Annotated in this window: 10 protein-coding genes and 1 pseudogene; 5 read left to right on the top strand and 6 right to left on the bottom strand. The window is 52.4% G+C overall.

Annotated features, from left to right (window positions below):
* Positions 1-246 precede the first annotated feature (246 nt).
* The 3 genes from EBB_RS07305 (at position 247) to EBB_RS07295 (ending at position 3,563) form a co-directional block, all read left to right on the top strand.
* Positions 247-1,134 (top strand): NF038132 family protein, encoded by an 888-nt coding sequence (locus EBB_RS07305; RefSeq protein ID WP_192393106.1) that lies wholly within the window; start codon positions 247-249, stop codon positions 1,132-1,134.
* A 465-nt stretch (positions 1,135-1,599) separates the two neighbouring features.
* The gene (locus EBB_RS07300) at positions 1,600-2,457 is read left to right on the top strand and encodes a transglycosylase SLT domain-containing protein (RefSeq protein WP_192393105.1); all 858 of its coding nucleotides are present in this window, start codon (positions 1,600-1,602) and stop codon (positions 2,455-2,457) included.
* Between the two features lie 344 nt (positions 2,458-2,801).
* Positions 2,802-3,563, top strand: coding sequence for a GGDEF domain-containing protein (locus EBB_RS07295; RefSeq protein ID WP_192393104.1), 762 nt, complete (start codon positions 2,802-2,804; stop codon positions 3,561-3,563).
* A 15-nt stretch (positions 3,564-3,578) separates the two neighbouring features.
* On the opposite strand, the gene ppa is transcribed toward EBB_RS07295, so the two are convergent.
* Positions 3,579-4,124, bottom strand: a complete 546-nt coding sequence (gene ppa / locus EBB_RS07290) for an inorganic diphosphatase (protein ID WP_192393103.1) — start codon at positions 4,122-4,124, stop codon at positions 3,579-3,581.
* Between the two features lie 72 nt (positions 4,125-4,196).
* Between ppa and EBB_RS07285 the strand changes: the two genes are divergently transcribed.
* Entirely contained in the window at positions 4,197-5,012 is an 816-nt protein-coding gene (locus tag EBB_RS07285; protein WP_192393102.1) for a DUF2797 domain-containing protein, read from the top strand.
* Positions 5,013-5,374: 362 nt separating this feature from the next.
* Here EBB_RS07285 and EBB_RS07280 read toward each other — a convergent pair whose 3' ends face one another.
* The 5 genes and pseudogenes from EBB_RS07280 to gcvT all read right to left on the bottom strand — a co-directional run bounded on the left by EBB_RS07280 (position 5,375) and on the right by gcvT (position 12,620).
* A complete protein-coding gene (locus EBB_RS07280) occupies positions 5,375-6,313 on the bottom strand; it encodes a DUF5677 domain-containing protein (RefSeq protein ID WP_192393101.1) in 939 nt (312 codons plus the stop codon).
* Between the two features lie 274 nt (positions 6,314-6,587).
* Positions 6,588-7,037, bottom strand: a pseudogene (gene alr / locus EBB_RS07275) (alanine racemase); the annotation flags it as partial.
* A gap of 189 nt (positions 7,038-7,226) precedes the next feature.
* Entirely contained in the window at positions 7,227-8,609 is a 1,383-nt protein-coding gene (locus EBB_RS07270; RefSeq protein WP_192393100.1) for a 3'-5' exonuclease family protein, read from the bottom strand.
* 8 nt (positions 8,610-8,617) lie between these two features.
* On the bottom strand, positions 8,618-11,527 hold the full coding sequence (gene gcvP / locus EBB_RS07265; protein WP_192393099.1) for an aminomethyl-transferring glycine dehydrogenase: 2,910 nt from the start codon (positions 11,525-11,527) through the stop codon (positions 8,618-8,620).
* Positions 11,528-11,531: 4 nt separating this feature from the next.
* Positions 11,532-12,620: a glycine cleavage system aminomethyltransferase GcvT gene (gene gcvT / locus EBB_RS07260; RefSeq protein WP_306790060.1), complete on the bottom strand. Its 1,089-nt coding sequence runs from the start codon at positions 12,618-12,620 to the stop codon at positions 11,532-11,534.
* 220 nt (positions 12,621-12,840) lie between these two features.
* Here gcvT and EBB_RS07255 point away from each other — a divergent pair, with 220 nt between their 5' ends.
* Positions 12,841-13,935, top strand: a complete 1,095-nt coding sequence (locus EBB_RS07255) for an acyltransferase family protein (RefSeq protein ID WP_192393097.1) — start codon at positions 12,841-12,843, stop codon at positions 13,933-13,935.
* Positions 13,936-13,937 lie beyond the last annotated feature (2 nt).

Genomic DNA, 13,937 nt, shown 5'->3' with positions numbered 1-13,937 from the left:
CCTTTGATGTATAGGAACAGCTTATTTTGCAATCAGTCCGCGCCGCCAAGGCTTAAACCTTAAATTTTACAGTTGCCTTGCTGAAAACCGGCCTCCTGTATTGAACCTTTTAGCCGCCAAACGGAATACACCGCAAAATAAGTTTCGCCGACGAACCAGGCAAACAGCACGATCTAATGAGATTGATGCGGCTTATTCAATAACACCCTGATGCCTTATCCATGCACAGCTTAAAAAGATAAAACCATGAAAATTATGCGCACTCCCCTCATCGCCCTCAGTTTAAGCGCAGCGCTTGTGCTACCTGCCGCGCAAGCTGCCAATATGTCCTTAAGCAATAACACCTGGACGGCAAGCGGTGCAGCTGGACTGATTTACGGGGACAACATGGTCAATAACTCACCGACTGGAAACGCTCAGTTCGGTTACGTGTCGACATCTGGCGGTGTCTATGGTGTTTCGCCTTTGGCTCTGAGGGATGAAGGACGCGGCACCGAGAACCAAACCAATGGCTCGAAAATTCAATCGAATGCTTTCAATGCCAATGCGAATGACACGCTGACCTTACAATTCAATTACATTTCAACCGATGGTCGCGGTTACGACGACTATGCGTGGGCGCGCTTGGTCAATGCGGATACCCACAATACTGCCGCCTGGTTGTTTACAGTCCGCAGCACCAATTCCGCTAACGGGAATGTCGTGCCCGGTAATGTGTTGGATCGCCAGGTAGACAACAACTTACCGGATGAACTCGATGCCGTATTGAATGACGGTAACACCATTGGCTTTGCGGCGGCCGGCACAAATTGGATCCCATTGGGTGACTCAAGCGGCATTTGCTGGGATAACGCCAACACCTGTGGTCCGACCGGCTGGATTAAGTCCGCTTACTCATTCACTGCAACCGGATCGTATTTTCTTGAATTTGGGGTGATCAACTGGGGCGACGAAGCGTTTGATACTGCCCTTGCTTTTGATTTTGGCGGACTACAGCAAGTGAATTTCAGCGGTGTCACAATAGTACCGCCACCCGCGACCGTGCCTCTGCCTGGCGGCTTCCTGCTGATGTCTTTGGGCATGGGCTTAGTCAGCGCAATCTCTCGCAGGAGTAAATTTGCCGGCCAATCCTGAAAATCCTGCGGCAAGTCATCTTGAATAGTAAGAAATCAGGGGATGATTTTGTCTGTTCTCTGCTAACGAAAACCAGGAGCCCAACCAGGCTCCGCGCCGGCAGATCCGCCATAACCACATCAAAAACAACAGTTTAAATCGCCGGAAAATCAACCCTGTGATATATTCGCGCCAGACTTACCTGCCCATATGGGCAATATAGCCTCAGCAAAACAGGCGGTATAGTGCGGACAACCTTGAAGCAGTTCCGGTAAAGCTAACACCCTCAGCGGCCCCGGAACTATTTCAAGGTTTGCCAACATCCTGCGGGATGCAATTAAGCGCAATTGCACGGAAACTCGGCCATTTGGGCGATCAAGCACTTGCAATGTATACGGTAGCTGGAAGCTTGGAGGATTGACGCTTCAATCCTTTTCCGGCCGGGTTTAGAAGAGCCTAGTCTCAGCAATACAGAACGAGAATTTTATGAACTTGAAACGCCAATCGCTACTTGCCCTCTGCTTGAGCATCGCCGCCCAAATCGGCAACGCCCAGGATGCTGCACCCGTTAATCTGGAACAAATCCGCAAGACCGCTGCCGATTTCGAACACGGCCGCACTGTCAAACAAGATTATCATCAAGCTTTTGATATGTACTGCAAGGCCGCGCTGCAAGGCGATGCCGAATCGGCTTACAGCATCGGATTTATGTATTTCAACGGCCGCGGCGTAACCCGCAGCATACCGTTAGCCAGCCACTGGTTTAAGCAAGCTGCGGAACATGGCGACACGCATGCTCAGCAAATGCTCAGCCGCTTTGGCGATGCCACACAAAGCGAAGACCCTGCCTGCCAACCACCGGCTCCGGAACCCGAGGTCAAACTGGTCGCCGACCCCAACCCTAACCGCGAACGGGTAGAGGCTTGGGTAAAAGAAATCGCCCCCATTTACAGCATCGATCCGCAACTAATCATGGCGGTGATTCAAGCCGAATCGGCTTTCAACCCCAGCGCGCTATCCGGTAAAAATGCCCAAGGCCTGATGCAGCTGATACCGGCTACCGCCGAGCGCTTCGGGGTAAAAGACAGCTGGAATCCCATTCAAAATATCAAAGGCGGCACCGCTTATCTGCACTGGCTGTTACGGCACTTCGAAGGTAAAGTCGATTTGGTGTTGGCCGCTTATAACGCCGGCGAAGGTGCAGTAGAACGCTATCAGGGCATCCCGCCTTATCAGGAAACTCGCAATTACGTTAAGCAAATTCTGGCGGCATATCAGAAACCGACCCATCCGGTACCGCCACAAGAATTGCAAAAAAACTTGGTTATCGAACAAAAAACCTAAGTTATCGTCAACCCTCGCCAGCCATCCAAACCTGGCAATACGGTATTTCGTAAGATTGACGAAATACCGTCTGCACTTAGCCCCATATCCCGCGTTATTCAACCCCTCTTCCATCTTTTCATTCCTTCTAAACTGCTTCAACAACAGTCAGTTAACCGACAACTGCTTTAAAGCCCACGCGTCTGGCACAAGAATTGATCCAGTTAAGCCAACAAACCTCGGTTAACGAGATTTCCGGCCACTCAATTCATATGGGTTATTGTCATGAAAGTTGATAATTCGATCTTCCCTATCGCAGTGTTGACTGCCATCGATTCAGCCGCTGACTTAATGGAGATTCTGTGATGGACAACCGAATCAGACTCCAACACCATAAACAGACTGTTGTTTCACCCATCGTCGCCCAGCGCTGGCTTAGCCAAACACCGGAATGCGAAAGCGAATGTTGTCAATTGAATCAATCCCGAGCCGAGCTTGCCGCATTGGAACGCGCCCTGGCGATTAGTCAGCAACAGCTGTCCGATGCCCGCCGACAAATCGAATCGCTGGCCGCTGCCCGCAAAACCTTGGAACAGCAACTACTGGAAAGTAACGAGAAATACAGGCAAGCCCTGCATTGCGCACATCACGACGAGTTAACCGGCTTACCCAATCGAGTATTATTGCTGGATAGACTACAACAGGCCATGGCCCAAGCGGATCGTCAGCAACGGCCGGTCGCACTGTTGTTTATCGATCTGGACGAATTCAAAAACATCAACGACGAACTCGGCCACGCGGCCGGCGACCAATTACTGAAAGAAGTGGCGAGACGCTTGTCGGCTTGTCTTCGCTACGGCGACACCGCTTGCCGCTATGGCGGGGACGAATTTTTGGTGCTGTTGGGTGAAGTCGATGCTGATCGCAGCGTGGCGGCGGTGATAGAAAAAATTCAGTCCCAGTTGGCCGAAACTTGCAACATTAAGGGCAAACCGGTTGCTATCAGTGCCAGCATAGGCGCGGCCATCTATCACCACGACGGCCAAAGCAGTCTCGACTTACTGAACCGAGCCGATAGCGCGATGTACCGCGCGAAAAAGCTGAAACTCGCCCAAACGATCAACTAATCACAAAACAACAGATTAGCGACGGCTGCTATGCGACGTTTTATAGCGGCCAACGCTATCCAGAATTTCCTGCCGCGCATCTTCGATACCGCCCCAACCTTCCACGCAAACCCATTTACCTTCCTCCAGGTCTTTATAGTGTTGGAAAAAATGGGTGATCTTGGCCAACTTGTCTGGTTGCAAATCCTTGTAATCGGTGACGTGATTGTAAAACGGCGTCAAGCGCGGCACAGGTACCGCCAGCAGTTTAGGATCAGGGCCGGCTTCGTCTATCATTTTCAAAACGCCTACCGGCCGGCAATTGATCACGCAACCGCTTAGCAACGGTGCCGGCGTGATAATCATCACGTCCACCGGATCGCCGTCTTCGGACAAAGTTTGCGGGATGTAGCCGTAATTGCAGGGATATTGCATGGCGGTGCCCATAAAGCGGTCCACTGTCAGGGCGCCGGTATGTTTATCAACCTCGTATTTCACCGGATCGCTGAATGCGGGAATCTCGACCACCACATTTATTTCAAACGGAATATTGCCACCCGCAGCAACTTGCATGAATGACATCGAATCCTCTTTGAGTACGCTGGAAACGCTGTCATTATAGCCGCCGTTATTCAGCTATCGGGATTAAATCAAGTGTTAGGCAGTCTGCAGAAAATGACCAGCGCGTTGGCCGAGCCAGTGCAATACCGCTTGCCGGTCGGCGCACAGGCAATCGAATTGAACCCGCTGTTGGGAAAAAAACTCACGCTACGTTACACCGGCCAAATCTTTTGCGTGCATTGCGCGAAAAAAACCAACAAAAGCTTTAATCAAGGCTATTGCTACCCCTGCTTCATCAAACTGGCGCAGTGCGATATGTGCATCATGAAGCCGGAAACCTGCCACTACGCCGCCGGCACCTGCCGCGAACCGAGCTGGGGCGAAGAGTTTTGCTTTCAACCGCATATCGTTTACCTAGCCAACTCTTCCGGCATCAAGGTCGGCATTACCCGCCAATCGCAAACCCCAACCCGCTGGATCGACCAAGGCGCGGTGCAAGCCTTACCTATTTTTAAGGTCGCTTCCCGCCATCTGTCGGGTCTGATCGAAGTCACTTTGGCGCAACATGTCAGCGACAAAACCAGCTGGCAGCAAATGTTGAAAAACAACACCGCACCTTTGGATTTGCCGGCCATCCGCGACGGCTTGCTGAGCGAATGCGCCGAGCAATTACAAACCATCACCGCGCAATTTCCGGACAGTCCGCCGCAGTTGCTCAGCGATGCCCAACCGCTAACGCTGGACTATCCGGTGCTGCAATACCCCAGCAAGGTAAAATCGTTTAATTTCGATAAAGAGCCATTGGTGTCCGGCGTTTTAGAAGGCATCAAAGGCCAGTATTTGATCTTCGACAACGGCGTAATCAATATCCGCAAATACTCGGGGTACGAAGTGGAAGTGGTGGTTTGATCGGAATAGGCTAGTTTCGACCATTTTCAGACATTCAACGATTTCATCGTATGGCGGCTGCAATACAGGGAGCTGTCGTTCAACGTGGTTGATCAGCCGCCGACTACTCTTGGTTGGTCGCCTGTATTACAAAAGCGCCAGCATTTTTCGGTAAAGCTGAAATGGGTCCCATCCGATTTCAGCGCGAAAAATTTGCTGGCAGTTCATGCCTTCGGCGGCCCCGATTCGTCCGCGTCACCTCGTTCCGACCCAACAAGGGATCGGAACATCGGCTCTCGCATGACTTGACGCCGTGTCGCGATGCCTTGCAGGTTTTCTCCGCTTCACTGCGAAAACCCGCCCGGCGCTACGGCTATCGGAGACTAAAAATCTTCACTCCGCTGACGCTCCGTTTCCAAGATTTTCAGCGTAGGAGTTAGGTGGCTTTCCCTATTTGTCCGTGAGACCAGAAACTCTTCATGCAGGTGAATGAGGATTTGGATGCGTTCGTAAAGGTCTGGGAGCCTTTCCGCAACCGCATTTCCAGCGGGGCCGATAATCTCGGAGAAAAACTCTCCGAGGGTGATGACTGTGAGATGCGCTATCGTCGTCAACAATTGTGGACGAGGCGGGTGCCACTCGAAATTCGGTAAGAAGCCGCCGTCCTTCACCTCAAGATTATACTCAAGCAGGTCATGCCAGTTTCCATGAATGGAATGAGACGGCCCTGCGAATGCGCCTAGATACGCCTCATCAAGACCTACATCCCGAGCTTTATCAAAAAGGTTCTTCCCCGCCCAGTTCTTGGGCGGATCAATGCGATCAAGATCCACGTCGGAATTTTTTGCTGATCTCTCGATCGAGTCCAATATCCTTTTTTCGATTGGCCATATTTCGCCGCCACGCTCTGTGATTTTGTTGCGGATTCTGTCCCGGAGACGTTTTTCATGTCGCATCGAATGCTCAATATAGGACTGTACGATCTCAGACCGGTCGTTGCGGATAATGAATATCGTGTTCACGATACACTCAAAAGCGAGCCGCGCAAAAATGAACGTAGTCTCTCGTCTGCGCTGACACGTTTGATCTAACAGAGCTGTATTGAGTTTGTATAAGCGGACCAGATGTCCTACCAGTACCGCTTCATGTCGGTTCCAAGCGTTTTCTGCTGGAGGTATGATATTCCCTGCGATGCACACATAAGAACTTGCCTCAATCAAAAGTTCGACACTCAGACCGATGTACTCATGCTCGCTTTTGAAGGTGCTAATGACAGACGGGTCCACTTCGACCCTTTTGACCTCTGGTACGTTACTAGACACAGTCATGGTCTTTAAATTTGAGTAGCTCCGATTAGCGATGCCGTAACCGGAGGAATGTTGGCATAGAAAAGTGCGATTGGCTTTCGTAATCACACTACATTTTGAATGACAGCTTATTTGTCTTTTCTTGTCATTTCTTGTCATTTCAAATTAATCTTACTTGGCAGCAAGGGGGCGATAGCGTGCTCCGAACAATGTCGTGCTCGACTGCCGCGAAATTCGGCAATCGACCAAATCACCTCAGCTTTTCGCTTAGCAAATTGACCTTACAGGCCTAATCCAACCCCTGCTCAATGACCTGCACCCGCTGCGTGATCCCGCACAGCAAGGTGTAGGGGATGGTTTCCGCGTAACGGGCGATTTCTTCGACCGGCAAGCCGTCGCCCCACAAGGTCACGGGGTCGCCGGGTTGCGCATCCGGCAGTTCGTTAAGATCGACGGTGATCATGTCCATGGATACCCGGCCGATTAACGGCACCCGTTGGCCGTTTACCAACACCGGCGCGCCGCTCTTGGTGTGGCGGTGGTAGCCGTCGCCGTAGCCGATGGAAATCACGCCTAGCCGAGTCGCGGTTTTGCATTGCCAGGTGCCGCTGTAACCGACCGTTTCACCGGCGGCGACATCCTTGACCACGATCAGCCGTGAATGCAAACTCATCACCGGCTTCAAACCAAAGTCCGCACCGGTCTTGCCGGCAAACGGCGAACAGCCATACAACTCGATAACGTGCGCAGATAGGTTGTGCCGACGGCAGGAGGCGCATCGATCGCGACCGATGCGATGCGCTTCACTTCGTTCAGCACATCCTATTTTCGACCGGCCGCAGGGCGGATAAGCAAAGCGTCATCCGCCATTCCCTCACCACGACTCGTCACCCATTTCCCCAGCAACAACATAACCGCAAAGCTAATGTTAACCAACCATCTCCAAAGCACCCGGCAACACCACAACCTCGGCCTTTTTCAACGACTTACTCAGCAACATATAAGTATCCCGATCAAACGCCGGAACGCCGGCCTGCAATAGCTCGGCTATCTCCGCTTCGTTTTTGGCCGTACCCAGATAACACCAACGATCAATCACATGCAGTTCCTCGCCTTCTCGGACGCCAATCGCGCCCGGATACGGCCAGACGGCGAGTTTGAGTTTTTGCATGGACATCAACACTCGCGCTGCGTGCGCCAACGGCGCTTCCTTACCGACGCAGGCGCCGCGGCATTTTTTGATCTGGTAGCCAAAACACGGCTTGCCGACGGCGGTTTTCTCCAGACCCAACACGCTCAGGCACAGACCGTGCTGCTCCGCGACACCGCGCAAGGCTTTTTGCGCATCGCGCAGGCTATGATACAGCCCGTACAAATTGTCCTGGGCACCGAAATCCAGTTCGCCGGCCCAACTCAACACCGGCTTGAGCTGTTCGCCCTGTTGTTGTAATTGCCAAGCGCACAAGGCATTTTTGCGGCGCAGACGCTGATTGTGCACCGGGGTTTTTTCCTTGATCAAGCGCGCCTCCAGCAATAGCGCGCCCAATTCGCCGGCGGTTTCTATCCAGTCAATGCGCCGCAGTTGCTGAGCCAGACTCATCTCTTTATTGTTCTTATGATCGGCACCGAAATGCGCCAGCACCCGGTTGCGAATATTCACGCTTTTGCCAATGTACAACGGCAGTTCGTTTTCGCCGTAAAACAGGTAGACGCCGGGCGCTTCCGGCAAATCGTGAATCAATAAGGGATCGATATTCGACGGCAGGCTGGAGCGGCCTACCAAGCGCTGCACGATAGCATCCACAGCATCCTCGGAAAACTGCGCGCGGGCCTGAGTCCAGAATTGGTGAATCAATTGGGCATCGGCCAAGGCCCGGTGCCGATCCATGGCTTGCAAGCCGTGGCGTTCGATCAGGCTATCCAGATTGTGCCGGTGAAAGTGCGGATACAAGGCTCGTGACAATTTGACCGTACACAGCACTTGCGGCCGAAAGGTGATGCCGACTCGGCTGAATTCGTTCTTCAAAAACCCGTAATCAAACCGGGCGTTATGGGCAATGAATAAGCGTCCTTCCAGCAATTCCGCCACTTCGCCGGCCACTTGCGCAAAACTGGGCATCTCGGCGACCATCTGGTTGCTGATGCCGGTCAATTGCTCGATAAACAGCGGAATCCGGGTTTGCGGATGCACCAACTGGTTCCATTCGCGCACTCCGTCGGCATCGACCAAGACGATGCCGATTTCGGTAATCCTGTCTTTGCTGGCTGAAGCGCCGGTGGTTTCCAGATCCACAAAGGCCAAGGCTTGCATGGTAGCAGTCAGGATACAGCCTCCAAGGGTTCGGCCCAATCGGTGGGGCAACTGCACATCACGTTGCGGTCGCCGTAGACGTTATCGATGCGACCCACCGGCGGCCAGTATTTGTCGTCGTGCTGATGGCTGTCTGGAAAAAAGGCTTTTTGCCGAGAATACGGCAGCGTCCATTCTTCCAACAGCAGGCGATGGGTATGCGGCGCATTGTGCAGCACATTGTTATGGCTGTCGGCCAGACCGTCTTCGATCTCTTTAATCTCCTGCCGGATCGCGATCAAAGCCGCGCAGAAACGGTCGATCTCAGTTTTATTCTCGCTCTCGGTGGGCTCTATCATTAAGGTGTCTGCAACCGGAAACGATACGGTCGGGGCGTGGAACCCGTAATCGATCAAGCGTTTGGCGATGTCTTCCACCGTAACGTTGGCGGTTTTACGAAATTGATGGCAATCGATAATGCATTCGTGCGCGACCCAGCCGTTGGCATCGGTGTACAGAATCGGGTAATGCGGTGCCAGCCGGCGGGCCACATAATTGGCGTTCATAATCGCCGCCAGCGTTGCTTGCCGTAAGCCGGTTGCCCCCATCATGGCGATATATGCCCAGGAAATCGTCAAAATGCTAGCCGAACCCCACGGCGCGGCGGACACGGTGCCGACCGTGCCATGCTCGCCTTTGGCCGGATTGACGCCTTCCACCAGCGGGTGATCCGGCAAGTAAGGCGCCAAATGCGCGCCCACCCCTATCGGCCCGACACCCGGCCCACCGCCACCGTGCGGGATGCAAAACGTCTTATGCAAATTCAAATGCGCCACGTCCGCACCGATTTTGCCGGGCCGGCTGATACCCACCAAGGCATTGAAGTTGGCGCCGTCCATATACACTTGGCCGCCGTGTTGATGAACGATGTCGCAAATCTCCCGAAACGCTTGTTCGTAAACGCCGTGGGTGGACGGGTAAGTAATCATCAAGGCCGCCAGCGTGTCTTGATATTGCAGGGCTTTGGCACGCAAATCGTCAACGCTGACGTTGCCTTGCTCGTCACAAGCTACCACCACCACAGTCAGACCGGCTAAGCTGGCGCTGGCCGGGTTGGTGCCGTGTGCCGAGGCCGGTATCAGGCAGATCTTGCGTTGCCCCTGGCCGTTGACTTGATGATATTTGCGTATCACCAGCAAGCCGGTGTATTCGCCTTGCGAACCGGCGTTGGGTTGCAGGGAAAACGCGTCGAAGCCGGTTAGATCGCAGAGCATGTCTTCCAGCTCGGCGAATAATTGCTGATACCCTTGGGCTTGATACAGCGGCGCAAACGGATGCATGGCATTGAATTCATAGAACGAAATCGCCTGCATCTCTGTGGCAGCGTTCAGTTTCATCGTACAAGAACCCAGCGGAATCATCGCCCTATCCAAAGCAATATCGCGCCTCGCCAAGCGGCGCATGTAACGCATCATCTCGGTTTCCGAGTGATACAAACTAAACACCGGGTTTTGCAGAATGGCATCGTCGCGCAACAGCGCATCCGGGATGCATTCGCTTAATGTCGCATCCAGCGCGGCGATGTCCGGCAACTCGGCAATCGGCGAAGCGAACACCTGCCATAAGGTGCGTAAATGCTCGCGGTTAGTGGTTTCATCCAGGGCAATACCCAGGGTGTCGGCATCGATAATCCGCAGATTGATATTAACGTCAGCCGCCTGCGCGGCGATGCGCCGGGCGCGGTTCGGCACCCTGACCACCACGGTATCGAAATAACACTGGCTCAGCACGTGGTGGCCGCTTTGCACCAAGCCCACCGCCAGTATCTGCGCATACCGATGTACCCGGCGGGCAATCTGCCGCAGCCCCTCCGCGCCGTGATAGACCGCGTAAAAACCGGCAATCACCGCCAGCAACACCTGCGACGTACAGATATTGCTGGTGGCCTTGTCGCGGCGAATATGCTGCTCGCGGGTCTGCAAGGCCATGCGTAAGGCAATCTGGCCGTGACTATCCTTGGACACGCCGATTAAACGGCCCGGCATCGAGCGCTTGAATTCGTCGCGCGTGGCAAAAAACGCCGCGTGCGGACCGCCGTAACCCATCGGCACACCAAAACGCTGAGCACTGCCTACCGCGATGTCGGCATCAAAAGCCGCTGGCGGCTTAAGCAAGACCAAACTCAGTAAATCAGCCGCTACCGTCACCAATGCTTGTTTGCCATGGGCAATTGCCGTTGCCTCGGTCAGATCGCGGATTTCGCCGCGGGAACCCGGATATTGCAGAATCAACGCAAAGAAATCGTGTTGCACCAGATTATCGAACGGATCGGCGACCACCACTTCGTAGCCCAGGGAGCCGGCCCGGGTCTGCACCACGGCGATGGTCTGCGGGTGGCAATCTTTATCGATCAATACCGTGTTGGATGGGCTTTTGGCTAGGCGCCGCGACATGGTCATCGCTTCCGCCGCTGCGGTGGCTTCGTCCAGCAACGAGGCATTGGCGATGTCCATGCCGGTCAGATCGATGATCATTTGCTGAAAATTCAGCAAAGCCTCCAGCCGGCCCTGCCCCACTTCGGCTTGATACGGTGTGTAAGCGGTGTACCAGCCGGGGTTTTCCAACACGTTGCGTTTGATCACGGCCGGCATGATGGTGTCGTAGTAACCCATGCCTATCATCGACACCAGCACCTTGTTGCGCTCGCGCATTTTGCGCAAGTACTTGATCACCGCCCGCTCGCTGATGGTACCGGTGAGTTTCAGCGGTTCGTGATTCAAAATATTGGCCGGAATAACTTGGCCGACAATATCTTCCAGATCGCTCAAGCCCAACTCGGCCAACATCTCTTGGGTCTGTTGAGCATTGGGGCCTATATGGCGCTGAATAAAATTTCCGCGCATTTCCAGTTGGTCGAGACGGGGGCTTTTTGCAGACATGGGCTTATCTTCTCAAGTAGCGGTGCGGAACAAACGGTAGCGAAGTGACCGTCACTGAAATAGCAGAGTTCCGCACCAGCGCGCTCAATTCAGTGCCAAGCTCGGCAAATCGGCGCTCCAGTAATGCCATCGCCACCGGCCGGTTTAGACTAGGCGAGAAACTGCCGCTGGTCACCGTGCCGATTGGCTGGTCTTGATGAACAATCTCACAGCCGTCCCGCACCGGAATACGGCCATCCACCAGCAAACCGACCCGCACTCGCTCCGCGCCATTTTGCCGTTGCGCCAGAATTTTTTCCGCGCCGGGAAAATCGCTGTGGCCTTTTTTGAATATCCATTGCAAGCCCGCCTCAATAGGCGTGATCGATTCGTTGAGTTCGTGACCATACAGACACAAACCGGCTTCCAAGCGCAAGGTATCGCGGGCACCCAAGCCAATCGGTTCGACACCGTCTTCCGCCAAGAGTAAACGGGCGATGCGCTCCGCGTCGGCTTGCGGTAAGGAAATCTCGAAGCCATCTTCGCCAGTGTAGCCGCTACGGCTGATGTCGCACACGGTTCCGGCAATCTTGGTGGTGCAAGCCTGCATAAATTTCAGCTCGCCAGTCTGCGGCGCAAACTTGGCCAGCACCGCTGCCGCAGTCGGCCCTTGTAAGGCAAACAAGGCTAGCTCGGCTAACTCTTTGAATACGCAATCGGTCGGTAATTGGCTGCGCAGATAAGCAAAATCCTTATCCTTGCAACCGGCATTGACGATAAGGGACAAGCCGGATTCGATACGGGTGACGATGATGTCATCGATGACGCCGCCGTCGGCGTTGGTCAGAACCGTGTATTTTTGTGTACCACACTTTAAATCGACGATGCCGCCGGGCGTGAGTTTTTCTAAGGCCTGTGGCGCGCCTTCGCCAAGTATCCGGCACTGGCCCATGTGGGAAATATCGAAGAAACCGGCCTGACTGCGACAGTGCAAATGCTCGTGAATGATGCCGTTTTTATATTGCACCGGCATCTGGTAACCGGCAAACGTAGTCATCTTGGCACCTAGTTGCCGATGTAAATCGTATAAGGGTGTTTGTTTTGAACTAGTCATCATGACCATCCTATACTGTTTAGGAATTTTATTAGTCTAGCGCCGGGCAGGAAGTCTAACCACGTAAATTTACAAACGGCTGATTTACCCGTTCAAATTTCAGCCAAGTGCGGTTAATGTATCAAATGGGCCTTGGCAACTTGTCAATCAACCGCATTTCTTGGCTTGTAGTTTAATCGCCTTTACCCTCTACCCCGCTTTAATGAGCTAAGCAAACACTATGATAACTATCGCAAGTTGGATCCGTAATACTTTCGAAATATCCCACGTCGGCCATAACGCTATTAGCTCGATGGAAGGTATACGCGGCTTTGCGGTGTCTCTGGTTTTTCTGGTTCACTATGTTACGTTGATAGAACCTTGGCTACTGCCAAATTCGACTACTCACGCAGTTGCGAAAAACATTCATACCATCGGCAATACTGGCGTCGATTTATTTTTTGTATTAAGCGGCTATTTGATTTACGGCATGCTAATAAAAAAGCCTACCGAATTCAAAAAATATTTATACCGCAGAATACAGCGAATTTATCCTACCTTTACCGTAGTATTTATTATTTATCTGGCGCTTTCATTTGCTTTTCCGTCCGAATCTAAAATCCCTGTCGGCTGGAAAAGCGGATTTATTTTCGTGATGCAAAATTATTTGCTGATGCCCGGTCTGTTTGATATTACGCCCATCATCACAGTGGCCTGGTCATTGAGCTATGAATTTTTTTACTACCTGCTGATTCCGCTGTTAATAACGACACTCAAGCTGCGAGCCTGGCCGAGAAGGTACCGGATATTATTATTTTTATCGGCATCGCTGATATTATTCGGCTATTTTTACAATCATAGCGGCCCGACTCGCTTATTAATGTTTGTTGCCGGAATAATTTTATACGAAACGGTTGAAAGCGGTTATTTAAAACACTTCCCGCCTATAGGCTTGTTAGCTTTAATACTGGCTATTACATCATTTGCAATAACCAGCTATTATCCCATCAACATTTCATTAAAGTATTTATTGCTTTACACTCTATTTTTTATTTTTTGCCTTGAATGTTTTTGCACGTCGGGATTTACCAATCGCTTATTCACATTATCCTACCTTAGATGGCTGGGCAACATGAGTTACTCTTATTATTTAATTCATGGCCTGTCATTAAAAGCCATTTTCATGGTATTTGCCAAATTACTTCCCCCTCATCACGATAGCGAACTACTATTCTGGATTGGTTTAGCACCGATTTTCCTGGTTACCTTATTGCCCTCGGCAGCATTATTTTGCTGGATAGAAAAGCCGTTTTCCTTGCAAAGACGTCACAAATAACC

This window comes from Methylomonas fluvii (genome assembly GCF_014850975.1).
Lineage (GTDB): Bacteria > Pseudomonadota > Gammaproteobacteria > Methylococcales > Methylomonadaceae > Methylomonas > Methylomonas fluvii.
This window is presented reverse-complemented; position numbering and strand designations above follow the sequence as displayed.

Bases quoted from the DNA above. Each gene is read 5' to 3' on its own strand.
- EBB_RS07295 (WP_192393104.1), top strand. From the start codon at position 2,802: ATGGACAACCGAATCAGACTCCAACACCATAAACAGACTGTTGTTTCA.
- EBB_RS07270 (WP_192393100.1), bottom strand. From the start codon at position 8,609: ATGCAAGCCTTGGCCTTTGTGGATCTGGAAACCACCGGCGCTTCAGCC.
- EBB_RS07305 (WP_192393106.1), top strand. From the start codon at position 247: ATGAAAATTATGCGCACTCCCCTCATCGCCCTCAGTTTAAGCGCAGCG.
- gcvP (WP_192393099.1), bottom strand. From the start codon at position 11,527: ATGTCTGCAAAAAGCCCCCGTCTCGACCAACTGGAAATGCGCGGAAAT.
- EBB_RS07300 (WP_192393105.1), top strand. From the start codon at position 1,600: ATGAACTTGAAACGCCAATCGCTACTTGCCCTCTGCTTGAGCATCGCC.
- EBB_RS07255 (WP_192393097.1), top strand. From the start codon at position 12,841: ATGATAACTATCGCAAGTTGGATCCGTAATACTTTCGAAATATCCCAC.
- gcvT (WP_306790060.1), bottom strand. From the start codon at position 12,620: ATGACTAGTTCAAAACAAACACCCTTATACGATTTACATCGGCAACTA.
- ppa (WP_192393103.1), bottom strand. From the start codon at position 4,124: ATGTCATTCATGCAAGTTGCTGCGGGTGGCAATATTCCGTTTGAAATA.